The organism is Halovivax cerinus (assembly GCF_024498195.1).
GTDB classification, from domain to species: domain Archaea; phylum Halobacteriota; class Halobacteria; order Halobacteriales; family Natrialbaceae; genus Halovivax; species Halovivax cerinus.
Genome location: NZ_CP101824.1, coordinates 749768 through 774812 on the forward strand (window position 1 = coordinate 749768; position 25045 = coordinate 774812).

At 66.9% G+C, this 25045-nt stretch carries 21 protein-coding genes and 1 pseudogene; 15 read left to right on the top strand and 7 right to left on the bottom strand.

The window, feature by feature from the left end; translation table 11 throughout:
• Positions 1 to 98: 98 nt before the first annotated feature.
• The 9 genes and pseudogenes from NO366_RS03535 (at position 99) to NO366_RS03575 (ending at position 11019) form a co-directional block, all read left to right on the top strand.
• Positions 99 to 2234: a DUF4129 domain-containing protein gene (locus NO366_RS03535; protein WP_256532942.1), complete on the top strand. Its 2136-nt coding sequence runs from the start codon at positions 99 to 101 to the stop codon at positions 2232 to 2234.
• A 462-nt stretch (positions 2235 to 2696) separates the two neighbouring features.
• The gene (locus tag NO366_RS03540) at positions 2697 to 4016 is read left to right on the top strand and encodes a nucleotide sugar dehydrogenase (protein WP_256532943.1); all 1320 of its coding nucleotides are present in this window, start codon (positions 2697 to 2699) and stop codon (positions 4014 to 4016) included.
• A gap of 59 nt (positions 4017 to 4075) precedes the next feature.
• Complete coding sequence (locus tag NO366_RS03545; protein ID WP_256532944.1) at positions 4076 to 5152, top strand: glycosyltransferase family 2 protein; 1077 nt, start codon at positions 4076 to 4078, stop codon at positions 5150 to 5152.
• On the top strand, positions 5145 to 6212 hold the full coding sequence (locus tag NO366_RS03550; protein WP_256532945.1) for a polysaccharide deacetylase family protein: 1068 nt from the start codon (positions 5145 to 5147) through the stop codon (positions 6210 to 6212). Before NO366_RS03545 ends, NO366_RS03550 begins: the two co-directional genes overlap by 8 nt.
• 388 nt (positions 6213 to 6600) lie before the next feature.
• Positions 6601 to 6750, top strand: a pseudogene (locus tag NO366_RS18605) (DapH/DapD/GlmU-related protein); the annotation flags it as partial.
• An 83-nt stretch (positions 6751 to 6833) separates the two neighbouring features.
• On the top strand, positions 6834 to 8006 hold the full coding sequence (locus tag NO366_RS03560; protein ID WP_256532946.1) for a carboxylate--amine ligase: 1173 nt from the start codon (positions 6834 to 6836) through the stop codon (positions 8004 to 8006).
• Positions 8007 to 8008: 2 nt separating this feature from the next.
• Entirely contained in the window at positions 8009 to 9043 is a 1035-nt protein-coding gene (locus tag NO366_RS03565; protein WP_256532947.1) for a DUF354 domain-containing protein, read from the top strand.
• Positions 9040 to 9960 (top strand): glycosyltransferase family 4 protein, encoded by a 921-nt coding sequence (locus NO366_RS03570; RefSeq protein WP_256532948.1) that lies wholly within the window; start codon positions 9040 to 9042, stop codon positions 9958 to 9960. The genes NO366_RS03565 and NO366_RS03570 overlap by 4 nt, the downstream gene beginning before the upstream one ends.
• Positions 9961 to 10068: 108 nt before the next feature.
• Entirely contained in the window at positions 10069 to 11019 is a 951-nt protein-coding gene (locus NO366_RS03575; RefSeq protein WP_256532949.1) for an alkaline phosphatase family protein, read from the top strand.
• Positions 11020 to 11045: 26 nt separating this feature from the next.
• Here NO366_RS03575 and NO366_RS03580 read toward each other — a convergent pair whose 3' ends face one another.
• The gene (locus NO366_RS03580) at positions 11046 to 12509 is read right to left on the bottom strand and encodes a flippase (protein WP_256532950.1); all 1464 of its coding nucleotides are present in this window, start codon (positions 12507 to 12509) and stop codon (positions 11046 to 11048) included.
• Positions 12510 to 12841: 332 nt separating this feature from the next.
• Between NO366_RS03580 and NO366_RS03585 the strand changes: the two genes are divergently transcribed.
• Positions 12842 to 13858: an NAD-dependent epimerase/dehydratase family protein gene (locus tag NO366_RS03585; RefSeq protein WP_256532951.1), complete on the top strand. Its 1017-nt coding sequence runs from the start codon at positions 12842 to 12844 to the stop codon at positions 13856 to 13858.
• A gap of 222 nt (positions 13859 to 14080) precedes the next feature.
• Complete coding sequence (locus NO366_RS03590; protein WP_256532952.1) at positions 14081 to 14542, top strand: hypothetical protein; 462 nt, start codon at positions 14081 to 14083, stop codon at positions 14540 to 14542.
• A gap of 167 nt (positions 14543 to 14709) precedes the next feature.
• Here the strand turns inward: NO366_RS03590 and NO366_RS03595 are convergent, their stop codons facing one another.
• Together NO366_RS03595 and tatC are read right to left on the bottom strand one after the other, a co-directional pair.
• The gene (locus NO366_RS03595; protein ID WP_256532953.1) at positions 14710 to 15258 is read right to left on the bottom strand and encodes a DUF6789 family protein; all 549 of its coding nucleotides are present in this window, start codon (positions 15256 to 15258) and stop codon (positions 14710 to 14712) included.
• Between the two features lie 393 nt (positions 15259 to 15651).
• Complete coding sequence (gene tatC, locus NO366_RS03600; protein WP_256533996.1) at positions 15652 to 16623, bottom strand: twin-arginine translocase subunit TatC; 972 nt, start codon at positions 16621 to 16623, stop codon at positions 15652 to 15654.
• A gap of 453 nt (positions 16624 to 17076) precedes the next feature.
• Here tatC and NO366_RS03605 point away from each other — a divergent pair, with 453 nt between their 5' ends.
• Together NO366_RS03605 and NO366_RS03610 are read left to right on the top strand one after the other, a co-directional pair.
• Complete coding sequence (locus NO366_RS03605; protein WP_256532954.1) at positions 17077 to 19428, top strand: twin-arginine translocase subunit TatC; 2352 nt, start codon at positions 17077 to 17079, stop codon at positions 19426 to 19428.
• Positions 19429 to 19506: 78 nt separating this feature from the next.
• Complete coding sequence (locus tag NO366_RS03610; RefSeq protein ID WP_256532955.1) at positions 19507 to 19683, top strand: ribbon-helix-helix domain-containing protein; 177 nt, start codon at positions 19507 to 19509, stop codon at positions 19681 to 19683.
• Between the two features lie 22 nt (positions 19684 to 19705).
• Here NO366_RS03610 and NO366_RS03615 read toward each other — a convergent pair whose 3' ends face one another.
• From NO366_RS03615 to NO366_RS03625, 3 genes are all read right to left on the bottom strand, one after another.
• The gene (locus NO366_RS03615; protein ID WP_256532956.1) at positions 19706 to 20515 is read right to left on the bottom strand and encodes a 23S rRNA (uridine(2552)-2'-O)-methyltransferase; all 810 of its coding nucleotides are present in this window, start codon (positions 20513 to 20515) and stop codon (positions 19706 to 19708) included.
• 234 nt (positions 20516 to 20749) lie between these two features.
• Positions 20750 to 21097, bottom strand: a complete 348-nt coding sequence (locus NO366_RS03620; RefSeq protein ID WP_256532957.1) for a type II toxin-antitoxin system PemK/MazF family toxin — start codon at positions 21095 to 21097, stop codon at positions 20750 to 20752.
• Between the two features lie 4 nt (positions 21098 to 21101).
• Entirely contained in the window at positions 21102 to 21491 is a 390-nt protein-coding gene (locus tag NO366_RS03625; protein ID WP_256532958.1) for a LexA family transcriptional regulator, read from the bottom strand.
• A gap of 469 nt (positions 21492 to 21960) precedes the next feature.
• Here NO366_RS03625 and NO366_RS03630 point away from each other — a divergent pair, with 469 nt between their 5' ends.
• The gene (locus tag NO366_RS03630; protein ID WP_256532959.1) at positions 21961 to 23016 is read left to right on the top strand and encodes a YeiH family protein; all 1056 of its coding nucleotides are present in this window, start codon (positions 21961 to 21963) and stop codon (positions 23014 to 23016) included.
• Positions 23017 to 23131: 115 nt separating this feature from the next.
• On the opposite strand, the gene NO366_RS03635 is transcribed toward NO366_RS03630, so the two are convergent.
• Positions 23132 to 23638 carry an SRPBCC family protein gene (locus tag NO366_RS03635; protein ID WP_256532960.1) on the bottom strand — a complete coding sequence of 169 codons (507 nt, stop codon included), beginning with the start codon at positions 23636 to 23638 and terminating at the stop codon, positions 23132 to 23134.
• 348 nt (positions 23639 to 23986) lie between these two features.
• On the opposite strand from NO366_RS03635, the gene NO366_RS03640 reads away from it, so the two are divergent.
• On the top strand, positions 23987 to 25045 hold the full coding sequence (locus NO366_RS03640; RefSeq protein WP_256532961.1) for a metallophosphoesterase family protein: 1059 nt from the start codon (positions 23987 to 23989) through the stop codon (positions 25043 to 25045).

Here is a 25045-nt window from a genome sequence, read left to right on the forward strand (position 1 = left end):
AGCTGCTGGTTTGTATTTAGTTCGTCACCATACTACAATTCTAGTGTGACTGGTACGTAACCAAATGTATTTATGTGGACGAAACCGTACGGCGTACCGTGATCCGTCGCGTCCCCCTCCGGCGGGTAGCCGTCGCCACACGTCCGGCAGTGTTCGGCGTGACCGTCTCCCTCGTGCTGGCCGTCGCCCTGTTCTCCGGACCGGCAGGAGTCGTCGGTCTCGTGGATGCGTCGAACCCAGGTGAGCCGACCGGTCCGACCGACACGCCGGACCACGGGTCCGAAAACCGGACGGACCGGCACCAGAACCCGGCGTCCTACGGGGAAGCCGGGGACGCCGAAGCGCTGGCCGAGTGGTACGAACTGCGGCTCGTCGATCGACTCAACGAGAGCGCGGCGTTGCTCCGCGAGGGTGCGTACGCCCGCTCGAACCAGACTCTGGGCGAGCGATTCTGGGAGCAACACGCGGCGTACGAAGACGTCGCGGCGACGGCCGGCCGCGAGGAGACGGCGACGCTGTTCGAGGAAATTCGGAACGAACAGGCTGCGATGACGTCACTTCTCGCGTCGTACGAAGAGTCGATGGACGAGTACGACAGCGCCATCGAGGCTGGAGACGACGAACTCGCACGTGAGCGCGCTCGCGAACTCGAATCGCTCTCGACCGAGATCAACGCCTCGAAGGAGACCATCTCGGACCAGTACGACGAACTCGAAGGGAACACGGACGCGAACTTCTCCGACGTGCGCGAGTCCGTCGACGAGGCAACCGAGGAGTTGCGCGGCTCTCAGGCGGATATCCGCCGCGAGGCGTTCGAATTGACCGCGCTCACGGTGCGGGCGCGATCCACCCAGATCTCGTACAGTGATCCCCTCCGGGCGCGGGGGACCCTCGTGAGCGAATCGGGCGAACCCGTCGCCGACGACGAGATCACCCTCGAGGTCGGAAACCAGACACTGACGACGCGAACTGACGCTCGGGGCCGATTCACCGTCACGTACCGGCCGATCTCCGTCTACGCCTCGACAGAGTCGCTGTCGGTCACGTACCGTCCAAACCGGTCGTCTCCGTACCTCGGGAGCCGGACTTCGGTTCCAGTGTCGATCGATCGAGAGACGCCGACGATAGAGGTGCCGACGAGCGACGCCGCGTCGATCGCGTTCGGGGACGAGTTCGCCGTCTCGACCGACGTGACGCTCGGCGGGGAGCCGGTCGATGGACTCCCGCTCAACGTATCACTCGGTGGAACGGTGCTCGGAACCGCTGAGACGACCGATGGATCGGTCGAACTCTCCCAGACGCTTCCCGCAGATATCGCCGACGGCCACCGCACGCTGGCCGCCTCCGTTCCGTTCGAGGGACGGGCCATCGCGCCAGCGTCCGCGTCGACGACGGTTCGCGTCGAACCGACCACGCCATCGCTCTCGATCGACCACTCACAGCGGGGTGACGAGCTCGCCGTCTCCGGCTCGCTCAGTGGCGACGGACACCCGATCGTGGACCGATCGATCACGATCGCGATCGACGACCGGGCGACGACGGTGACGACCGCCGGGGACGGAACGTTCACGACGACGGTCCCGGCACCGACGACGGTCGGCGAGCACACCGTATCCGCCGCACTGGACGGCAGCGGAACGAATCTCGAGTCCGTCGAGACGGCCGAGACGCTCACCGTGACGGCCCCGTCTGCAGCATCGATCACGCCCCGACTCGTCGTCCTGCTTGCCGCTGTCGGCGCGGTACTCGTCCCGCTCACGACGCGCTGGTGGCGGCGTCGACGAGAGACGAGGCGAACGGCGATCGAATCCCGTCCACAGTCGTCAGTCGTCGTCGCGTCGACCCCGGAGCGATCACGGCCCGATCAACTCTTCGATCGGGCCGTCGGGGCGCTGGACGCGATGCGGGTCGACGAGGCGGTGCAGACCGCGTACGCCGCCGTCAGACGGCAGCTCGAATCGGGCGTCGACGACCGTGACGGCCTCACGCACTGGGAGTTCTACCGCGCCTACGAAGCGTCGTCCGACACCCACGCCGATCGATTGGCCACGCTGACCGCGACCTACGAGCGGGCGACGTTCGAACCGGTTTCCGTCGGCCCCGATGCGGCACGTCGGGCGTTATCGTGCGCTGAAGCCCTCTGTGATAGCCACGAGGATCCAGCGGGCCGATACGCGACGACAGAGCCACCCGACGATCGCGTTCGGAGACGCGATCACGGACGAGAACGGTGAGCGGTTCCGACCGGCGCCGATCCGCGCTGCCGGTTCGCCCGCGTCGGAGTCGACGACTGCGGACTCGGCTGGTCGACATCCCGACACCCCTCGTCGAACCCGAGACGCGCGGCGAACGGAGTCGGTCGGAGTTCCTCTCAGCGTATCGGCCTGTGGCAGTCGACTCCCCGATCCGCCTTACACACCCGACCCGTATTGAACTGTTCGTCAATATACCGAAATTATATCTATATAGAATTGATATAGTGAATCCGCTAAATATATTATCTAGTGGCGAGTAGTCACGGTAACTACCTCGAAAGGTGTAAACCCCACCATGTATCCACGGACCCCTCCAACAAACTTGCCAGAGGACGCGCCGACGCACACGGGCCCGACGACGATCCCCGCGACCGGACCGGTCGGACCGAACCGCCCTACTCGACCGACCCGGAAACGTCACTCGTGGCGAGGTGTGGTCGCGTGAGCGAACGCCTCGAGACGGTCGATTCGGTCGCGGTCGAACCCGCGTCCATCTGCGTGGTCGGTCTCGGATACGTCGGGCTCCCGTTGACGGTGGCGCTCGCGGAAGCGGGTCACGACCTGTCCGGCTACGACGTCGATCCGACGACCATCGAGCGGCTCGAATCGGGCGTCGATCCGACCGGCGACGTCGGCGACGACCGGATCGATCTGGACGCCATCGACGTCTCGACCGACCCGGACGCCATCGCGCGAGCGGAGTACGTGATCGTCGCCGTACCGACGCCTATCGACGACCTCGAGAAACCCGATCTCGGACTGGTCGAGTCGGCGGGCGAAACCGTCGGCGAGCACCTCCAGCCCGGTGCGACGGTAATCCTCGAGTCCACCGTCTACCCCGGAGCCACCCGGGAACGGTTCGTCCCGTCGATCGAACGGACGTCGGGGATGACCGGCGGCGTCGATTTCGGCGTCGGGTACTCACCGGAGCGGATGGTACCGGGCGACGACGAACACGGCCTGTCGAACGTGGTGAAGATCGTGAGCGCCCTCGACGCCGAGACGGTAGACGAGGTCGCCGCACTCTACGAGTCCGTCGTCGACGCGGGCGTCCACCGGGCGCCGACGATCGAAACGGCCGAAGCGGCGAAAGTCGTCGAGAACACCCAGCGCGATCTCAACATCGCGCTGGTCAACGAACTCGCGATCGCCTGTGACCACCTGGGTCTCGAGACGGAGGCCGTCCTCGAGGCCGCGGGAACCAAGTGGAACTTCCACGACTACCGTCCCGGGCTGGTCGGCGGACACTGCATTCCCGTCGACCCGTTCTACCTCATCTACGAGACCGAGCAGAACGGCTTCTCGCCGGAACTGATCAGAAAGGCTCGCGAGGTCAACGAGTACGTCCCGAAACACATCGCAGAACTGACCATCCGTGGCCTGAACGAGGCCGGGAAGGTACTCAGAGACAGTCACGTCCTCGTTTGCGGACTGGCGTACAAACCAAACGTGGGCGACATTCGCACGTCGGCGATCGGCGGCACGATCGAGCGATTGCGGGAGTACGGTGTCGACGTCGTCGGGTTCGACCCGCACGCCGAGGACGGGGCGATGGCGGACGCGTTCGACGTCGCCGTCCAGCCCGAACTCGACGTCGAGGGGTTCGACGCGCTGCTCGTCGGGACGCCACACGGTGAGTTCTACGGACTCCCGTTCGCCGATCTGGCTACGGAGATGACCGACCAGCCGGTCCTCGTCGACGTCGACGGCGCCTTCGCCGAACGAGTGCGTGGGAGCGACTTCGCGTACTACTCCCTGTGAGAACCGCTACATCGCCCGACAATCGCCCCACGACCGGTCCACACTGACACCCGCCACTAATGTATCGAGATCACTCCGTCGGCGTCGTACTGCCCGCGTACAACGAGGAAGGCTTCGTCGGTGACGTCATCCGCGAGATGCCGGCGTTCGTCGACCGGATCTACGCGGTCGACGACTGCTCGACCGACGGTACCTGGGAGGAGATGCGGACCGCCGCGGCGGCGGACGCCGTCGACCGCGACGACCCCGGGCCTGACGAGGACGAACTCGACTACGACGAGCGACTCGTCACCGACGGTGGCGGATCGGCCCTGACCAGGCGCGCGTCCGTCGGCGAGCCGATCGGCCGCGTCCTTCCGATACGCCACCACGAGAACCGTGGTGCGGGTGGTGCGATCAAGACCGGCTACCTGGCGGCGTTGCGCGACGGCCGGGACGCGACCGTCACCGTCGACGCCGACGGCCAGATGGACCTCTCCCGGATGTCCACGCTGCTGGATCCGATCGTCGACGGCGAGGCCGAGTACGCCAAGGGCAACCGCCTGCTCTACAGGGAGTATCGGCAGGACATGCCGCGGTTTCGTTTTCTCGGTAACTCGATCCTCACCTTCCTGACGAAGGTCGCCTCCGGTTACTGGAAGACGATGGATCCCCAGAACGGCTACACCGCGATCTCCGGATACGCACTCGAAAACGTCGGCGTCGAGGACATGTACGAGTACTACGGCTACTGCAACGACCTGCTAGTGAAGTTAAACGCAAAGGGGATGCGCGTCGCCGACGTCGCGATCCCCGCGATCTACGGCGAGGAGACGTCCTCGATCTCGTATCCGACGTACATCCGGCGCGTCTCCTGGATGCTCTTCAAGAACTTCTGTTGGCGGCTCGGGGCGAAGTACCTCGTCCTCGATTTTCACCCGCTCGCGTTCTTCTACGTCTTTGGGACCGCGACGACGGCGATCGCCGTCGTGTGCAGCCTGTGGACGGCGTACGTGACGGTCGCTCACGGCGCCGCATTGTTCGTTCGGGCGTCGCTCTCGCTCTTGCTGTTGCTCGTCGGGAGCCTGTTTCTCATGTTCGCGATGCTGTTCGACATGCAGGTCAACGAATCCAAGGAGGTGCAGATCCGTGAGTGACGGCGGGGGCCACGCCACCCGCGACAGCGCGCGGGCGACCGACCGCACCGAGTCCGACAGGAGCGCCAGCGCGATCGGACGGGACGACTCGTCCCGTACGGGTGACGCGACCGAACCCGGAGAGAGCGTCGAGTTTACCTACGACGAACGATCCCGGCACGCGGCCGACACATCGGCGTACGCCTGCCGCGGCGTCGATCCGGCCGAGCGGGTCGCCTGCCTCACCCTGGATCTCGAGAACGACTGGTACGTCGACGAACCGGGATACGACCACCTGACGTTCGCGTACCTCGACGACTACGTCGACCTGATACGCGACCTGGCGGTGCCGGTGACGTTCTTCGTCGTCGGGCGAACGGTCGAGCGCTACCCCGAGGTGATCGATCGACTGGATCGAGACCTCGACTGTGAGTTTCACCTCCACTCCTACCGACACGACACCACGAAGTCCACCGACTTCAGGGCAGACGTCCGCCGCGGCGTGGACGCGTTCGAATCCCACTTCGGCTACGAGCCGATGGGCTACCGCGCGCCCCAGGGCAACATCGAGCCTGGGGAGTTCACGATCTTAGAGGACGAAGGGTTCGCCTTCGACTCGAGCGTGTTTCCGTCGTACCGTCCCGGCGTGTACAACAACCTGACCGCGCCGCGCACGCCGTATCGCCCCGAAGGGACGTCGACCCTCGTCGAGATGCCGATCGGGACGACGGCAAGTCGGATTCCGATCGCGCACAGTTACCTCAAACTGCTGGGCCGGCCCTTCCAGCGGGCCCTCGCGTCGGCGTCGCTGCCGTCGCCCCTGCTCTACAACACCCACCTCCAGGACCTGTATCGCACTCGGTCCTACGAGACGCTCCCGCGGGGGAAGCGATTCCTGTTCGAGCGGAATATCGAGCGCTCGACAGACCTCCTCCGATCGACGGTCGAGACGCTCCGTCGCCGCGGGTACTCGTTCACTCGCGTGTCCCTGGCCTACGAGACGTACGCACGACACGCACAGCGATCGTCGCCGGAGACGGCCCCCGATCGACCGATTCCAGCACCACGTTCCCGACCATGAACACCGAGAACCAGCCCGTCACTCGTCCGGATCGTCGCTCGTCGAATCGCCACGCGATCGTCGTCTCCGGTCACACCCGCCGGAGGTGGACCGGTCGATGATCGCCGAGAAGTACCGCCGGTACGTCTGGTACCGACTGGCGCGGACGGCACCGACGGCGGGGAGCCGTCGGGCCGCACTGCGGCGACTCTCGTTCGTCGAAATCGACGACGGCGCCTACGTCGGGCCGTCAGTCACGCTCACACCGATCGGCGGCGACACGCCGGAGCGAACGCTACTGACGGTGGGCGAGCGCGCGACGATCAGCCCGAACGTCACACTGCTGTGTTCGATGCACCCGGAGGCGGCGCGGATACCGGGCGAGTACGGCGAACGGGCGCCGATCTCCGTCGGGGCGGACGCGTGGATCGGCGCCGACGTGACGATCCTCGGCGGGGTGACGATCGGCGACGGGGCGATCGTCGGCGCCGGAGCCGTCGTGACACGCGACGTCCCGCCCAGGACGGTCGTCGCGGGCGTCCCGGCCGAGCCGATCGAGACGCACGACGACGGGGACGAGTCAGTCGCCGGAGACGGGGCACACGACAGCGTCGACGAACCGGTCGACGCGGTTGAGCCATCATGACTCGAGCACTCGTCCTCGACGGCCGATCGCTGTCGGCGCTGTCGTTCGTTCGCTCGCTGGGACAGTCCGGCGTCGAGGTCCACGTAGGCGAGAGCTTCGGCCAGAATCTCGCCGCGTATTCGAAGTACGCAACGGCGAGTCACGTGTACCCGTCGGCGGATGACAACCCTGCTGGATTCCGCCGGGTCGTCCGCGACGTCGTGGAGACGACCGGGTTCGATACCGTGGTGCCGACGCGCGACGCCACGACGCGGGAACTCGCCGCAGTGTGCGATGACTTTCCCGACCGGACGTCGACGCTCCTCTCCTCACCGGAGACTATCGACCGCCTCGGCGACAAGGCTCGCTGTGCGAAACTGGCCGAGCGCGTCGGCGTCCCGATCCCGGCGACGTACGATCCGGCGGAGACCGCCGTCGACGAGATCGCGGCGACGGCCGACTTTCCCGTTCTGGTGAAACCGACGAACGGGGCTGGTGCCCGCGGGATCGCTCGCGTCGACGATCCCGCCGAGTTGGCAGCGACGTATCGCTCAGTGACCGACGACCACGGCGACGCGATCGTCCAGGAGTACGTCGATCACGCGGGCGGCCACTACAGCGTCGGGACGGTGTTCGACCGCGCGTCGGAACCGCGAGCCATCCACGTCTACGAGGAGCTGCGCCAGTATCCCGAGAGCGGGGGTCCGGCCGTGGAGGCACACAGCCGGCCGGTCGAGCCCTGGGTCGACGATCTCCTCGATATCCTGCGGGCGGTCGAGTGGGTCGGGCCGGCGCACATGGACGTGCTGTTCGATCCCGACGACGAGACGTACAAGCTCCTGGAGGTCAACCCGCGGATCTGGATGTCGATCGGTCTGACGATCCGCGCCGGCGTCGACGTCCCGTCGCTCACGCTGGCGCTCGCGACCGGCGGCGATCCCGAGCCGGTGACGGCGTACCGAACGGATCTGCGCTACCGGTGGGTGCTCCCGAGCGGGGTGCTCTGGGCCGTGGGCGGTGACCGCCTGACCGGTCGACTCCGCGACGTCCTCGTCCCACCTGCCGAGCCGGTGTGTTACGGGGTACTATCGGGCCGGGATCCAAACGCCGTGGCGGGCGTCGCCGCGCAGAGCCTCTCGTTCCTGCGGGACCCTGAGAAACGACGGCAAGTTCTCGGGAGGGGCTGGTGACGATGCGCGTCCTCGTCCAGCTCACGCACCCGGCGCACGTCCACTTCTTCCGGCCGTACGTCGAACTCGCGGCCGACCGAGGACACGCGGTTCGCGTCCTGGCGCTCGAAAAGGAGATGTCGCTGGAGCTGCTCGACGCGTACGGCATCGAGTACGAGGTCGCCTGCGAGCCGGCCGATCGAGACCTGTTTCGCATTCGAGACCAGGCGCGACTCACCCGGGCGACCTACCGGGCGGCGCGAGACTTCGACCCGGACGTCCTCGCGGCGATCGGCGGCACCTCGGTCGCGCACGTCTCGACACTCGTTCGCGGCCGGTCGCTCGTGTTCTACGACACCGAGCACGCCACCCTTCAGAACGCCATCACGTACCCGTTCGTCGATCGGCTCTGCACGCCGGCGTGTTACCGCGACGACGTCGGCGCGAACCAGGTGCGCTATCGGGGCTTCCAGGAACTGGCGTACCTGCACCCGAATCGGTTTTCGCCGGATCCGTCGATCCGGGAGGCGGCCGGGCTCGATCCGGGCGAGCGATTCGTCGTCCTCCGACTGGTCGGCTGGGATGCCGTTCACGACGTCGGTAGCGGGGGATTCGCCGACGTGAGCGACGTGGTCTCGGCGCTCGAAGCGACCGGCGTTCGTGTGCTGATCACGTCGGAGGCACCGCTCCCGCCCGACGTGCGCGACCGTCGCGTCTCGATACCGCCACACCGGATCCACCACCTCCTCTGGGCCGCCGACGCGTTCGTCGGCGAGAGCCCGACGATGGCCACCGAGAGCGCGGTGCTCGGGACGCCGGCGGTCTACGTCTCAAACCTCCGGCTCGGGTACACCGACGAACTCGAGCGTGAGTACGACCTGGTGGCGACGTTCTCCGGCCCGCATCGACAGGAACGCGCGCTCTCGCACGCGGTCTCGCTTCTCGATGGGTACGACGCGTCGGTGTGGGACGCACGCCGCGAGCGGTTACTCGACGAGACGGTCGATACGACCGCGTTCCTCGTCGATCACATCGAGACGGAGGGCGCCCGCGTATGAGGGTCCTCAACCTGGTCACGACGCCGCGGCCGTTCTTCGACGCGCAGGTCCGGATCCTGGAAGACTGCGGGGTCGAGTGTACGACGCTGCTCGTCCCCGGGCGTGAAAACGGGGACGCCCGCTCCGTCACAGACTACCTGCGGTACTACCCGTCGGTCCTCCGGCGGTCACTCGACGGCTACGACCTCGTCCACGCGAACTTCGGTCTGACCGCGCCGTTCGCGCTCGCCCAGCCCACTCGCCCGGTCGTCTGCTCGCTGTGGGGGACGGATCTCGCCGGGTCGTACGGCGGCGTGAGTGAGCGCTGCGTCCCCTTCTGTGACGAGGTGATCGTGATGTCCGAGCCGATGAACGACCGGCTGTCGGTCGACGCGACCGTGGTCCCACACGGCATCGACCTCACGCAGTTTTCGCCGCGTCCCCAGCGAGCGGCGCAAGCGGCCGTGGGCTGGGATCCGGAGCCGTACCACGTCCTCTTTCCATACGACCCCGAACGGTCGGTCAAGAACTACCCGCGTGCCGAACGCGTGGTCGAACGGGTTCGCGCGACCGTCGAGGAACCGATCGCGTTGCAGGTCGTCTACGGCGTCGACCACGCCGAGATTCCACGGTACATGAACGCCGCCGACGCGTTGCTGGTGACCTCGCGTCGCGAGGGCTCGCCGAACACGGTCAAGGAGGCGATGGCCTGCGATCTCCCGGTCGTCTCGACCGACGTCGGCGACGTCGACGCGCTCCTCGACCCGGTCTCGAACAGTTACGTCTGCGACTCGACAGACCAACTGGCCGCACGGCTCGCAACCGTCCTGACGTCGGACCGGCGCTCCGACGGGAGCCAGTTCGTCGACGAGTACAGCCTCGAGGCGATGGCGACGGACATTCTGTCGGTCTATCGTCGGGCACTCGATCGATCGTGATCGATCGGCGTCGCCTCGCCGTCCGACGCGTCCTCCCAGTTCGATTCCGGACCGATGCGGTCGTGCATGGTAATATGTATAGGTCACTGTGTAATACTAATAGATACAATGGGTGAGTTGAAGCGGCTGCTTCGCACGTACCTCGGTCGACTCGGTCGCACCCGTGACCGGGCTGGCGCTCGGGCCGCGGTGTCGGAGGCCGTCAGAATGCCGTGGCAGAAGACGCTCCAGCTGGCAAATTCGGTCACCGATTCCGGCGAGAACGTCTTCGATCGGGACTGGGATCTCCTCATCGTCGTCGACGCCTGTCGCTACGACCTGCTGTGCGAAGCGCTCGACGATCAATCGATGGACCGGGTGCGGTCCGTCGAGTCGGCGCGCTCGGTCAACTCCGCGACGCCGCGGTGGATGCGCCAGACGTTCGAGGGGGCCGACGCGTCGAGCCTCGCGGAGACCGTCTACGTCTGTGGGAACCCGTACTCGATGTACGAGGTGCCGACGGAGCGATTTCTGACAGTCGACGAGGTCTGGACGTACGCGTGGGACGATTCGCTCGGGACGCTTCCCCCGCGACCGGTGACCGATCGCGCGATAACGGCCGACAGGACGGCCGATCCGGACCGGTTACTCGTCCACTACATGCAACCACACTGTCCGTTCGTCGGGTTCGACGATCTCTCGCGCAAGAAGTCGGCCGACGAGTTCGGAACGACGATCGACGGCCTCGACGTCTGGGGGCGGCTCAAACTGGGCGAGGTGGAGCGAACCGACGTCTGGGACGCCTACCGCGACACTCTCGAGTACGTTCTCGACGACATCGAACTGCTGTGTGAAAACGTCGACCGGGAGCAGGTGGTACTCACGTCGGATCACGGTAACGCGCTCGGCGAACTGGGGATGTACGGGCATCCACCGAACATGCCGCTGTCGTGTCTCAGGACGGTTCCGTGGGTCGAACTCACGGCGACCGACACCGGCGCGTACGAGCCGACGATGGCGAGCGAGACGACGGCGACGCCGAACACCGAGGAACGGCTCGCGGCGCTCGGCTACCGCTGAGTCGGTGAGTGAATCCACATCCACCATCACGAGAGGGTTCGCCGGACGAGGGCGACGTCGAGCGTACCCGCGTAGAGCCCGGCGAGTCCCCAGACGGCGACGCCAGCGGCGACGACGGCGGCGAGCGTGACGATCCCGGTCACGAACGGGGCGATGGCCCACACCACGACGCTCATGAGCGCCGTGATCGCGAGGATCTCGCCGATCCGGCGCCCCAACCAGCGCAGGCGGAGGGCGAGTTCGCGGTGCATCAGGTAGCAGGTCACGCCGGCGTAGCACGAGGAGGTGGCCACGGTCGCGATCGCGGCGCCGACGACGCCCATCTCGGAGACGAGGACGACGGTCAGACAGACGTTGGCGACGGCCGTCGTGAGTTTGATCACGGCCCGGGTTCGAGCGCGACCGAGGTAATCGAGGCCGTCGCTCGAGAGTGTCTGGACCGTTCTGATGACGACGAACGCGGCCATCACCTGCAACACGGGAACGGCGCCGCGATAGTCCGCACCGAAGACGTACTCGACGCCCGGCTCCGCGAGGAGGACGACGCCCGCGGCAGCCGGGACGTACACGAGCAGGCCCTTCGTGAGGGCAGTCTCGTAGAGTCGAGCCGCGCGGTCGGGCCGTCCGGCGGCCTTTTGAGACCCGAACGCCGGCGAGAGGGTGAACCCGAGCGCCGTCATCGGCGCCCCGAGGAACCGCGCGAGCTGAAAGCCGATCGTGTAGTACGAGACGGCGGCCGGGCCGAGCATCGCGCCGACGACGATCGTGTCGATGTAGTTGTCCAGACTGTGTGCGGTCTGGTTTACGGCGATCGGTGCCGAGTAGCGCGCGAGTCGCCGCCGCAATCCGGACTCGATGGGCTCGTCTGGCGCCGTGCGGATCTTGCGGATATAGAGGTACGCCAGCCCGACTGCCGAGACGGCGAGGCTGCTCGCGACGTACCCGACGAGCGCCCCCAGTGCCTCGTACCCGAGGGCGACGAGCCCCAGTGCACCCACGAGTCGACCGACCTTGTTCGCCGCGACGAGCCGCGACGAGACGCCGATGTCCTCGAATCCCTGGATCGTTTGCTTGCAGAACGTGACGAGGGTCTGTCCGACGACGAACGCGATCCCGACGAGCAGCAACGGTTCGAGCGCTGGCTCACCGATCGCGCGTGCCAGGTCGTCGCGAACGACCAGGAGGACGATGGACACGGCGAGGATCGTCGCGGCGTTGAACGTGAACGCCGATCGCAGGATGTGCGGAAGTTGAGCGGGATCCGTCTCCCGGTACTCGGCGATGTACCGCCCGGCCGACTTCGAGACGCCGAACGCACTCAGTAGCTGGGCGACTCCGAGTACGGACAGCGCCAGAAACAGAACGCCGTAGCTATCCGGATCCATGAGCCGGGCGAGACCGACGGTGAGCACAACCGCAGCGCCGACGTTGATCGCCTCGGCGAGGAGGGCCGACCTGAACCGGCGAAGGTACTCGGCGCCGGCGGTCATCTCGGTCGAGCGAGTTGACAGGGAGGGCGGTCCCGACTCGTGTGCGCCGTCGACTCGACATCGCGAGGGGCAGCGGCGGCCTCGACGCTCATTCGTTTCCAAATTTCCCACCCCATATATTAAAAATTTCCAATCCGTATGCTTCGACGTGGCTGGTGAGTCGACGACGCTGGCCGTCGCCGTGCGGAACCGGCGCCCATCGCGACGGCTCGACCAGGTCCACGGCGACCGCTGACGCCGGCGTCCCCGCACCGACGATTCGCAGTTCCTCGTCGCGTCTTCGACCGCCGATGATCGCCACACTCAAACCGGTTCCCGTGGAGGGGCCCGACATGGACGCTCCGGACACGCCGCCCCATCGCGCCGCCAGCGAGCCCCCGTCCGCCGACCAGTCGACCGCCCACGACCTCGTCGAGTACCCGCCGGGGGACCTGAGAGGCGATCGCGTCCTCGTCACCGGCGGCGCGGGGTTCATCGGTTCGCACATCGCCCACGCACTCGCGCCCCACGCCGAGGTGACCGTCTACGACTCGCTCGTCTCGGGCAACCGATCGAACGTCCCGGCGGGTGCCGAGTTCGTCGAGGCCGACGTCAGGGACGGGGATGCCCTGGAACGGGCCGTCGATGCGGCCGACGTCGTCTTCCACGAGGCCGCGATGGTGAGCGTCGGCCAATCGGTCGAGGAACCGACGGAGAGCCACGACGTCACCGCCGAGGCGACGCTGTCCGTCCTGGAGGCGGCGCGTCGCTCCGAGGCGAGGGTCGTCCTGGCGTCGAGCGCGGCGATCTACGGCCAGCCCGAGGCGACGCCGATCCCCGAGTCGGCTGCGAAGACGCCGACGTCGCCGTACGGTCTCGACAAACTGGCCGCCGATCACTACGCCCGACTCTATCACGACCTCTACGGCCTGGAGACCGTCGCGCTGCGCTACTTCAACGTCTACGGTCCCGGCCAGACGCCCGGCGAGTACGCCGGCGTGATCAGCGTCTTCGTCGAGCAGGCGCTCGCAGGCGAACCGATCACCGTCGAGGGCGACGGTGAGCAGACCCGCGACTTCGTCTACGTCGGCGATGTCGTTCGCGCGAACCTGCGCGCCGCGACGACGGACGCCGTCGGCGAAGCGTACAACGTCGCGACGGGCGAGTCGATCTCGATCCGTCGCCTCGCCGAACGCATCCAGGAGCTATCGGACGCCGACTCCCCCATCGTCCACCGCGACGCGCGGCCGGGAGATATCCGACACTCCGTCGCGGAGACCGAGCGGGCACGGGACCGCCTCGGCTTCGAGCCGGCGGTCTCCGTCTCCGACGGTCTCGCGCGAACGGTCGAGTGGTTCCGGGATCGGTAGGGGCACGCTGGTCTCCCACCGGTATTGTCGATCGGCGTGCCCGATCACGCGTCCTGGTCACGCCGGCTCCGACGAGACCCACCGGTCGCGGCTCCCAGGTCCGAAGTGTCGGGGACTGTGGCACAAACACATCCATCATCGCCCACGGAACCGCAGCCGGACACCCGAGACGCGGTCCCGGTGGACGAAACTATTATTCCAGTGAAAATACATAAAGGTGGCATGGTAGTACTGGGTGACATTTCACGTCGGCGCGCGCTCCGACTGGTACCCGGAGCCGCCGCGACGTCGGTGCTCGCGGGCTGTTTCGGGAGTAGCGAGGACGACGAACCGGTGCGAGCCGAGATCGAACCGGGAACCGAGATCGTCTTCCGGGCGACGAGCAACTGGACGGGCAAAGCACCCGAGGCGATCGCCGGCGCGGACAATCCGACGCTGGTACTGACCGAAGGCGAGCAGTACACGATCGGCTGGGACGAGGGGGACGGTCGCGTCCACAACATGGAACTACGGGGAAGCGACGAGACGTACGTCGAGGACTACGCGACGCCGGTGACACCCGACCCCGGGGAGGAGCAGTTCATCGAGTTCGAGGCACTCCCGGAGATCGAAGTCTACCGGTGTAACGGGCACGGTCCGAGTCATCCGCAAGGATCCCAGGAAGGGACGATCGTCGTCGAGTAGCCGATCCGGGCGCCGCTCCGGCCGGACTCGCCCCTCCCCCGCCGGCCCGTTGCGGTCGGGTCGGTCGAGACCGAGGCGAATCCGCTATCCGTCCGAGTACTCGCCCACCACCATCGTCACGACGACTCGCATCCTGTCCTCGTCACAATCGTTCGTCCCCACCATCGTCACGACGACTCGTACCCGTAATCTGCCGGATCCTCGACGCCCTCCGTCCGGGAACCGACCCAGGCGCCGAGCGAGATGCCGTAGACGAGGTGCGCGGCGTGAAACAGCGCGAGTTCGTCGGCATCGAGCTCGATCCCGAGGCGGTCCTTCAGCATGATCTGTGTCCCGAACGCCGAGAGGGCGAGCCCGTAGACGCCGCCCCAGAGGAGTCCGCGCTGCTCCGCCTCGATCGCCGCTTCCGCGTCCTGTGCGGCGAACAGCCCGCCGAAGATCGCGCCCGAGACGGTCCCGTAGGCGAGGTGCAAGACGAGACCAGGGATGGTGTGATCCTCAGCCTCCCCGCCCGCGACGTACGTCGCCCAGAAGTGCGCCGAGGGCGGGAGCGAGCGCACGATCGGGAGCCGGAACGCGGTCATGATGAGTGTCGCGACGAAACCGGCCTGCAGGCCGCGGACGCTCGCCGCGAGGGCGTGTGCCCGCCGCGACGGCGCGTCACTGTCCGGATGCGTTCGAGACGGCGATCGGTCGAGCGCCGCGCTTACGTCCATGTCCGGCATCCAACGAGACCGACCGTAAGTGTACACCCTGGTGGTGCCACCGTCGGCAGTGCGTGACAGCGAGATCGAGAGAGAGAGAGAGAGAGAGAGAGAGAGAGTTGGTGAGTGGGTAAGTGAGAGTGGGTGCGTGGTGAAATTACCGACGTCGACCGGCGATCGTCAGGGTGCAGTACTGACCCTCTGGCCGCGTCGAGGGGTGCCGCACCGCATCGGTAGCTGTCGAGCCGCGTCGACGACCGCCGACCACGCCCGGTGCGGTCGACGTATCCCGGGTCGTCGAGTGTATCCCGAGGCCGTCTGTTCGTAGACACGTTCGGAGTGGTGGGTCGTCCGTCGTGTACGCCCGTGGCAGGGTGTCGGAGCCGATTGCGGAGTCGGTGCCGATCAGTCGACGCCGGTCCACTTGAGGATGAGCAAGGTTCCCTCGTAGAGGACGATCATCGTGATCGCGACGAGGCCGGCGGCCATCCCGCTCGGGTCGATCGTGAAGGTGAAGGCGAGGCCGGCGAACGCGACCCAGAAGTACAGGCGCTTGTCGGCGAGCCACTGGCGGGTCGTCACGCCCATCATCACCGCGAGCATGATGAACAGCGGGATCTGGAAGACGATGGCGAGGAAGGCGGTGAGCGTGATGATCAGGTCGAACGTCGTCCCCAGCGCGTACTTGATCGCGGCGCTCTCTCTGGAGTAGTACGAGAAGTACTCGAAGAGGACCGGCAGGACGAGCAGGTACGAAAACAGCATGCCGATCCCGGCGAGGATGACGCTCGTCGGGACCGCGGCGAGGTAGTACTTGCGCTCGTGCGGATAGAGTCCGGGTCGCATGAAGAGATACGTCTCGTAGACGAACACTGGGAGGGCGATCATGATCCCCAGCAGACTGGCCACCTTGATCCGGGTCAACCACAGTTCGAGCGGTCCGTAGAGGTGCGGCCGCCACGCCTCGGCCTGCGGGATCGCTCGCCCCCAGATGATGTCGATCGCGCCGGTCGCCCAGAGGAGCCCGATCGCCGTTCCCCCCGCCCCGACCAGCACGACGATCGCCAGCCGCGAGATCATCTCCTCGACGTGATCCGCGAGCGGCATCTCCTCGTCGTCCGGGGGCGTGGAGATCCCCCCGATCTCGTCGGAGTCGGTTCCCGTTCCGGGGTCGGTCCCCGTCCCGGTACCGGTCCCGACGGAGGCGCTCGGCACCGGCGCGGACGTCCCGCCGGCGGTCGCCGATCCTCCGTTCGTCCTGGCGTCCGACTCCGACGATTCGGTCGGTTCGTCCGCCGCAGGTTTCGCGGGGTTCTCCCGAGACGCTGGCTCGCGCTCCGGACTCCCCTCGAAGGTGAGGCCGCCCTCCCCGGGCATTCGTTCGTCGTCACTCACGCCCGGCGTCTCGTCCGCCGTCCCACCCTCGGTGCGGTCGCGCTCGTCGTTTGCCCCGTCACTCGCATCGACGTCGGAATCGCCCGCACCGTCGTTCTCGCCGGGTGGGGAATCGCTCTCCCTGTCGGCGGTCGTCCCACCGGAGTCCGAATCGTCCGACCGGGAGCTGTCGCCAGAATCCTCTCCGACGGCGGTGTCTCCGGCGACCCCGTCCGCCACGGCGTCCGGGTCGTCCCGTGGCTCCGCGGGGTCGTCGCTCGTGGTCGACTCCTCCCGGTCGTCCGGCATCTACGTGTGAATGTTCCGGGGTCGGTTATAGGCCTTTTTCTTACGTCGGACGCGACCGGGCGAGAATTCCGCACGATGGCGGCGCCGTCGCCGCGTCAGTTGACTCGAAAGGTTGATAACTGGAAGAAAGGTACTGTCGGTCACTTCATGAGCGGTGTCGTCGACGAAGACACGGCGCGAGCGATCAATACCGGCCGAGAGACCGCCGGCGAGATGCTCTCGTCCGTTCAACGCCACTTACAGAAGGTCTTCATCTTCTTCGTCATCGGCTTCATCGGCTCGTTCTTCGCTCTGCGAATCTGGATCTGGGACTTTCTCGAACGGACGGCCACGGCCAATATGGACGGAGAGGTCGAGATTGCCACGGAGCTCATCACCCGAACGCCGTTCGAGGTCGTCCTCCTGCAGGCCAAGATCGGCGTCGTAACCGGTCTCGTCCTCGCGATCCCCGCATTCCTGTACTTCTCGCGCGACGCGCTCCGCCGACGCGGCCTCTCTAGCGCCGTTCCGATCTCGCCCCGGTGGCTCGTGGCGTTCGCGCTCGTGTCGATCGGCCTCTTCGGGGTGGGCGTCGGCTACGCCTACGGCATCTTCTTCCCGTTTACGTTCATGTTCCTCGGCGAGATCGCCTACAACGCCGGCGTCAAACCGAGCTGGGGGATCACCGAGTTCACCGAGTTCGTCGTCCTGCTAACTATCTCGTTCGGTCTCGCGGCCCAGCTACCCCTCCTGATGGCGACGCTGTCGTACACCGAGATCCTCCCCTACGAGTTCTTCCGGGACAAGTGGCGCCACGCCATCGTCGGGACGGCCGTCTTCGGCGCCGTCTTCTCGCCGCCCGATCCGATCACGCAACTCATGTGGGCGCTCCCGCTGATCGTCCTCTACGGGTTCAGCCTCGGACTCGCGAAGCTCGTCGCGAACACCCGCCGTCGCGGGGCCGCCGAGACCGGAAGCGGCGTCGCACACGTCAAATACCGGCTCCTCCAGGGGATCGGCGTCGTCGTCGCGCTCTTCGCCGCGAGCGCGCTCGCGCTCGCCGCAGGCGTCAGATCCTGGCTCTGGGAGACCGTCGTCCCCACCCTCCCGTCGGCCGTGCGACCCACCGAGCCGACGATCGTCGGTGAACTCGTCATAGAACACGGGACGATCGGAATCGTCGCCGCCGCCGCCCTCGTCGCCCTCGGCGTCGCGGCCGTCGTCCTCGTCGTACTCACCGTCCAGGTGCTTCGCTCGCCCATCTACCCCCGCGAGAGCGCGCTCGCGTCGGCGCAGACGCCGGACGACGTCGACTTCGACGTCCTGGACGTGAGCGACGTCGAGCGGGTTCCCGCACAGGTCTTCGCCGCGATGTCCGAAGACGAGATGATGGACGTCGCCCGAACGGCGATGCACGACGACGACCGCGAGAAGGCACAGGCGATCATCGACCGTTTCGACGCGATCGCGGCGATCGAGGGCGACGAAGGTTCGGTCGAGGACGGCGAAGGTGACGAGGCGGCCGCAGTGGCGACCGGTACTGGTGCGGCCGCCGGGGCCGACCCAGCGGACGACGGTGACTCGGGTTTCTTCGCAAGCACTGCCGCCGGGGTGGTCGACCCCTTCACCGAGGACGAGACGACCGAAGACGATATCGGCGGTTTCGCCTACGACATCGCGTTCATCGTGGACAGTCTCACGTCGAAGATGATCTACCTCGTCGTGCTGTTCATGGCCGTCGTCGGGGCGACGTTCTTCGCGCTGTACGCCGGCGGCATCAGACGCATCCTCCGGCAGTTCGTCGGTCGGGTGCCGCGCGAGCTGATCCTGCAGGTGGCCGAACTGAACGGCACCGAGGTCGATCCGAACGCCGGCGTGACCGCACTCCTCCAGGACACCGGCCTCGTCGTCGCCCTTCACCCCGTCGAGGTGCTGATATTCATCGTCAAGGTGAGTATGCTCCTCGGCGTCGTCTCCCTCCTCCCGTTCGCCCTCTACTGGGCCTGGCCCGCCGCCAGGGAGCGCGGACTGGTGCGGGGCGACCGGCGAACGTTCGCCGTCTGGGGCGTCGGCCTGCTCCTCGGCTTCGCCCTCGGGACGTACGTCGGCTTCTTCTACATCGCGCCGGCGGTCATCTCGTATCTCATCACCGACGCGCTCTCGAACGAGATGGTCGTCTCCTACCGGATGAAGAGCTTCTTCTGGCTCGTCATCTACACCACCGTCGGCGTCGGCTTCCTCGTCAACGTCGTCGTGACGATGGCGCTCTTTCACGTCGGTAACATCGTCTCCTACCGGACCATGCTGAACCGCTGGCGACCGGTCGTCATCGGCATCTTCGTCGTCGCCATGTTCGCGAGTCCGAGCGGCATTTTGAAGATGTTCGCCGTCGCCATCCCGCTCGCGCTGACGTACTTGCTCGGGCTCGCCCTGCTGTACGTCCTGACCGCCGGCGGCCGCCTGTTCGGCGGCGGGGGGGCAGCGTCCGCCCCCGACGAAGCGGTCATCACCGGCGAGTGACGGGGTGGATGCGCCCGCATCGACAGCGCGCCGCCGGCGGGTACCTACACTTACAATCGACCGGTTCGAACGCCCGGTATGCCGAAGATAAGCGTCGAGATCCCGGGCGAACTGCTCGCGGACCTGGACGACCACGTGGGTGACGACGGCAAGTACGTCAATCGGAGCGACGCGATCCGGGCCTCGATCAGGAAGAACCTGGACATCTTAGACGAGATCGACGCGCGTCACGGCCGTCTCGAGGACGAGGAGTAGGTCGCTCGCCCGGCGGGCGCCGTCAGCACTCGATCGGTTCTGCGAACCCGAAGTGCGGTTTGACGTCGTCGACGCGAACGCGCACGGTCTCGCCCGGTTGGGCGCCGGGGACGAACAGTCTGAACCCCTCGACCGTCGCGATACCGTCGCCTTCGGATCCCGTGTCGACGATCTCGACGTCGAGTTCGTCGCCCGGCGCGACGGGTGCGGTCAGCCGACCGATCGCGAGCAGGTAGAGTTCCGAGGACTCGTCCCTGGTAGCGTCGGGGACGGTCGCGCGGACGTACTGGAACTCGTCCTCGAGATCGGTCCTGAAGTCGTCGACGTCCGGTCCCTCGAAGACCTTGGCCGCGAAGGTGCCGCCGGGACCGAGCAGTTCGAGCGCGACCTCCGAGGCAGTTCGCGCCAGGTGCAGCGAGCGGGCCTGGTCGAGCGAATACTCACCGGTGACGTTCGGCGCCATGTCCGAGAGGACGACGTCGACGGGGCCACGTCCCGCGCCCGCTTCGCCGTCGGAATCGCCTGCCGCCCGCCGGATCCGATCGAGTGTCTTCGCCTCGGTGACGTCGCCGCGGATCGTCTCGATCCGGTCGTCGATCTCGTCGTCGAACGGCCGGATGCGCTGGAAGTCGGCGCCGACGACGGTCCCGTTCGGGCCGACGCGCTCGGCGGCGACCTGGAGCCAGCCGCCCGGCGCGGCACCGAGGTCGACGACGGTGTCGCCCCGGTCGATCAGGCCCTCGAGGTCGTCTAACTGCTGGAGCTTGTAGGCCGAGCGAGCACGGTAGCCCTCCTGTTTCGCCTTGTTGTAGTAGTGGTCCTTACCTGTCATGTGAACATCACCAATCGCCGCGGGAAAACCGGTCGCGCGCGGACGACGTCGCGTTCATACGCGATCTGTGGCGGTCAGGCCGGAAAGGCACGTCGGATGCGACGCCGGTCGCTTCGGACACCAGTGACCAGAGAGTCGGTTCGTACTACCGTCCGTCACGTTCGAGAACGAGGCACCCGCGTCGACGACATCGAAGCACTCGTGGGATTGCACGATCCGTACGCTGGTACCCACCTACCCGGTGTCGGACGGGTCGAGATACGAGTTGAGTGTCGTGGTGACGCGGTCCGCGAACTCCTCGACGACCGTTCCCTGGGTTCCCACGACGTGAATATCGTTCTTCAGCGTCGCCACCGACCAGGGAAGAACGTAGCTTTGTGTGTGCGGTTCACCCCGTACCCACGCCTCTCCCGGTACCGCGAAACTTCCGGGATGGTGTGATTGCGTCGTGAACGCGACTGCGATCGACTCTTCGTCGGGATACGGAAGTTGGTCCGTCGATACGACCAGCCACGGACGTGGGTTTCCGCCACCCGATTTGAACGGGTCGGGGGCCCACACGACATCACCTCGCTGGACCATTCGCTTACACCCCGTTCCCGCCGTCGGGTTCGTCGATCGGGTCGACGGCGGTCTCCATCCACTCCTCGACCGCCTCGTCGGAGAATCCGCCGTCGATCTCGTCGGCCGTCACGGCGCCGACCAGTCCGGCAGCGGCGGTCGCGTGTTCGGCGTCGGCAATCTTCCAGTAGCGTCCACGGTGATCGACAAGTCCACGTCGTTCGAGGCGCTTGAGTGTCGGGCCGACGCTCCCTCGTGGGACGTCGACGTGGTCGACGATCTCGCGCTGACGGAACGCCTTATCGGCGTTCTCGAGGAGGAACCGATAGATCGTCCCCTGCGTCGTGTCGGACGCGAGGTCGATGAGCGGGGTGTCCTCGTCGATCGTTCGGAACTCGTCCTCGGAGATTGGCATCGTGTATCAGATTGTATCGCATCATATTAGAAGATATTGGATGACCTAGCAGCCGCCGTGTTGGACGAAACGAGTCGAGTGAATGCAGCGGGGACACGACCCAACGGACTGAGTGGCGCAGTGGTCCATCCGAATTACGAGTGTCTCACCAATCGGCGCGGGAAAACCGGTCGCGCGCGGACGACGTCGCGTTCATACGCGATCTGTGGCGGTCAGGCCGGAATGGCACGTCGGATGCGACGCCGGTCGCATCACGTCTGCTTCCGAGACGAACGCAGACGTCTGGTGCCTCGATCGTGGGCGCTCCCGGTTGCGAAAGCGTTACGGTCGCCTGCCCGGTGCACTCGAACGAATGTCGATCGATCCGTGGGAGGAGGGGGTCGGAATCGCCGGATCTCGCTGGCCGAGTCGAGAGCGCGACGGCGACGTGCGCCCGAGTGCGCTCGATTCGCCCGTCACCGGGTGACGGATGGCCGTCTCTCGAGCGCTGCCCGGACTGGTCCTGCTCGCCCTCTGTGCCCTCCTCGCCCGTGCCGTCGCCCCGATCGTCGGCGTCAATCACCTGCTCCTCGCGATCGCCGTCGGGTTCGCGCTGGCGAACGTGATCGACCTCCCCGACTGGCTCGAACCCGGACTCGCGACCCACGAGCACTGGTTGGCGGCCGGCATCGTCCTCATGGGCGCGTCGGTCTCCCTCGGTGCAGTGCGCGAGGCGGGCATCGTCGTTCTCCTCCTCGTCCTGTGTACGGTCGGAACGACGGTCCTCGTCGTCGAAACACTCTCGCGAGTCGTCTTCTCGCTGAACGATCGCTTCGGGTCGCTGCTCTCGGCCGGGAGTGCGATCTGCGGCGTCTCCGCCGTCGTCGCCGTCGCCGGAGCGATCCGTGCGCGAGAGAGTCACGTCGCGTACGCCGCGGCGACGGTGCTCGCCTTCGACGCGGTGACGATCGTTCTCTACCCGATCGTCGGCGACCTCCTCGGCCTCTCCGGTCAGGTTTTCGGCATCTGGGCAGGCGTGAGCATGTTCTCGACGGGTCCCGTCGTCGCCGTGGGATTCGCCCACTCCGACGTCGCTGGCCAGTGGGCGACGATGACGAAACTCGCTCGCAACGCCCTGATCGGTGTCGCCGTCCTCGCGTACGCCTGGGTCTACGCTCGCGACGCAAATCCAACTCGCGGCGCGAACTCCACTGACGGTGACGGGAACGGGTCGTCGACCGCCGGCGCGTCACCGACCGCCGGCCTGTCGTCGACGGTTCGAACGCTCTGGGCCGAGTTCCCGACGTTCGTCCTCGGCTTTCTCGCCCTCGCCGTCCTGTCGAGTCTCGGCGCGCTATCGCCGTCACACCGGGCCACGTTCGAGACCACCTCCGACTGGGTGTTCCTGCTCGCGTTCGTCGGGCTCGGAACGGAGATCCGGCTCGCGGAGCTGCGACGGACCGGCGTCACGCCCGCGTTCGTCGTGTTGCTTTCGTTCTCCGTCGTCAGCACGCTGTCGCTCGCGGCGCTTCTCCTGGTCGTCTAGCCGCCACCGTCCCGCGATCCGTCACACTCCGTCGACACCGGCGGGCGACCGTCTTTCCCCCGGCGATGTCGCCCAGGTTCGGGTACTACCCACAGTCGGTTACTACCGAACGGACTCACGGTCCGACGTCCTGGGATCGACCTGCTTCGAGGAGTTTCCGGGTTCGCCGGTGTCGATACCACACCAGCGCCGCGAGGGCGGGCGTCGCGAGCGGGAGGTCCCCAGCCGTCGGCAGTCGGTAGGTGATCCGGTCGACCAGGAGTGTCTCGTCGCCGAGGTCGACGAAGCGGTGGACGTGACGCCACGCGGCGAACGGTCCGCCGTCGCCGACCTGCTCGTCGACGAACGAGGCGCGCTCGTCCTCGACCTCGCGATCGACGATCTCGACCACCCACGACGAACCGGGGAGCCCGGAGATGCCGAGGGGAGCCAGTTCGAGGGAGATCGTCGTCCCTGGACGGAACGTGTCGGGGTCCGGTTCGCCGTCGGGGCCGATCACGGTCGGTTCGCGGAGTCCGAGCCAGTCCGGCGTGAGGCGTTCGAGGCCGGCCGCGTCGTCGTAGAAGCCCCAGACGGTCTCGAAGGGTGCGTCGATCACGGACGACGCCTGGTACGTGGGCACGGCGTCCACTACAGCGACGAGGGACTTGGTCCTGTGGCCCGCGACGTCGACTCTGTGTCCCGCGACGTTGACCCTGTGTCCAGCGACTCGACCCCGTATCCCGAGACGTCGACCCTGTGTCCAGTGACTCGGCCCCGTGTCCCGGGACACCGCCCCGTGCCTCCGTCGCGTGGTCGATCGCGGGGAGCGGTCTCCGGACGACCACAATCTATACTTCAACCGGGTCTGATACGTGGAGAACGTGACTAGACAGCGGATCGCCCGCGGACGTCGCGTGGCCCGCCCGGACACGGTCGGTGGCCACCGCGGACCCCTCGATCGACGGATCGACGAACGCGGGGTGGGTCCGTGACGCGACTCGTCCACACGGCGGACGTCCACCTCAGGACCGACGCTCCCGAGCGGCTGGACGCACTCGAAGCCGCCCTCGACGTCGCTGCGGAGGCGGACGCGGACGTCCTCACGATCGGCGGCGACCTGTTCGACCGGCCCGCAGACGTCGACGCGCTCCGGCCCGACATACGAAACCGGCTCTTCGGCGACCGGTCGTTCGAGATCGTGGTGATCCCCGGAAATCACGACGTCGCGGCGTTTCGCGGCGACCTCTTCTTCGGCGAGTCGTGCACCGTGATCGCCGACGCGGACCACTACGGTACCTGGGTCGCCCCGGACGGTGGACTTCGCCTCGTCGCCGTCCCCTACCGCGAGACGATGAGCGACGACCTGCACGCGGCGCTCGCGACGCGACCGGCGTTCGACGGCACCGACGTCCTCCTCGTGCACGGGAGCCTGGACGCGCCGATCGACGCGGAGGCGGGCGACGAATCTGCCTATCGGTACTTCCCCGTGACCGAGTCGCTCCTCGCCGACCTCGACTTCGAGTACACACTCGCTGGCCACTACCACGGGCCACACCACATTCGGTTCGAGGACGGCGGCGAGTTCGCCTACCCGGGAACGCCGGCCTCGACCCGATCGTCCGAGACCGGGCGCCGGCGCGTCGTCTGCCTCGATACGGAGTCGGGCCTCTCGTTCGAACCGCTGGAGTCCTTCCACCACCTGGAAACACGCGTCACCGTGACGCCCGGTACCGAGGACGACGTCCTCGACGAGCTCGCGAAGTGGGTCGAGACGACCGTCACGCCGCACGCTGCCCCGTCGGTCGTGGTCGACGGCGTGCTGGAGATGGCCGAGTCCGACTTCGCCGACCGACTCGCCGACGTCGTGGACCCGCAGTGGGTGACCGACGAGACGATCGGTGCCGCCCACGTCACGGCACACCCCGTCCTCCAGGACTTCGAAGCCAGACTGGCGGAGCGTGACTGGGACGAGGCGACGAAAGAAGCCGTCCGGACGCGAACGCTCCGCGTCGCGAGCAGGACACTCACGGATCGACGGAGGTCCTGA

Bases quoted from the DNA above. Each gene is read 5' to 3' on its own strand.
- NO366_RS03560 (WP_256532946.1), top strand. From the start codon at position 6,834: ATGACTCGAGCACTCGTCCTCGACGGCCGATCGCTGTCGGCGCTGTCG.
- NO366_RS03590 (WP_256532952.1), top strand. From the start codon at position 14,081: ATGGTAGTACTGGGTGACATTTCACGTCGGCGCGCGCTCCGACTGGTA.
- NO366_RS03610 (WP_256532955.1), top strand. From the start codon at position 19,507: ATGCCGAAGATAAGCGTCGAGATCCCGGGCGAACTGCTCGCGGACCTG.
- NO366_RS03595 (WP_256532953.1), bottom strand. From the start codon at position 15,258: ATGGACGTAAGCGCGGCGCTCGACCGATCGCCGTCTCGAACGCATCCG.
- NO366_RS03615 (WP_256532956.1), bottom strand. From the start codon at position 20,515: ATGACAGGTAAGGACCACTACTACAACAAGGCGAAACAGGAGGGCTAC.
- NO366_RS03605 (WP_256532954.1), top strand. From the start codon at position 17,077: ATGAGCGGTGTCGTCGACGAAGACACGGCGCGAGCGATCAATACCGGC.
- NO366_RS03570 (WP_256532948.1), top strand. From the start codon at position 9,040: ATGAGGGTCCTCAACCTGGTCACGACGCCGCGGCCGTTCTTCGACGCG.
- NO366_RS03620 (WP_256532957.1), bottom strand. From the start codon at position 21,097: ATGGTCCAGCGAGGTGATGTCGTGTGGGCCCCCGACCCGTTCAAATCG.
- NO366_RS03585 (WP_256532951.1), top strand. From the start codon at position 12,842: ATGGACGCTCCGGACACGCCGCCCCATCGCGCCGCCAGCGAGCCCCCG.
- NO366_RS03545 (WP_256532944.1), top strand. From the start codon at position 4,076: ATGTATCGAGATCACTCCGTCGGCGTCGTACTGCCCGCGTACAACGAG.
- tatC (WP_256533996.1), bottom strand. From the start codon at position 16,623: ATGCCCGGGGAGGGCGGCCTCACCTTCGAGGGGAGTCCGGAGCGCGAG.
- NO366_RS03580 (WP_256532950.1), bottom strand. From the start codon at position 12,509: ATGACCGCCGGCGCCGAGTACCTTCGCCGGTTCAGGTCGGCCCTCCTC.
- NO366_RS03565 (WP_256532947.1), top strand. From the start codon at position 8,009: ATGCGCGTCCTCGTCCAGCTCACGCACCCGGCGCACGTCCACTTCTTC.
- NO366_RS03630 (WP_256532959.1), top strand. From the start codon at position 21,961: ATGGCCGTCTCTCGAGCGCTGCCCGGACTGGTCCTGCTCGCCCTCTGT.
- NO366_RS03575 (WP_256532949.1), top strand. From the start codon at position 10,069: ATGGGTGAGTTGAAGCGGCTGCTTCGCACGTACCTCGGTCGACTCGGT.
- NO366_RS03625 (WP_256532958.1), bottom strand. From the start codon at position 21,491: ATGCCAATCTCCGAGGACGAGTTCCGAACGATCGACGAGGACACCCCG.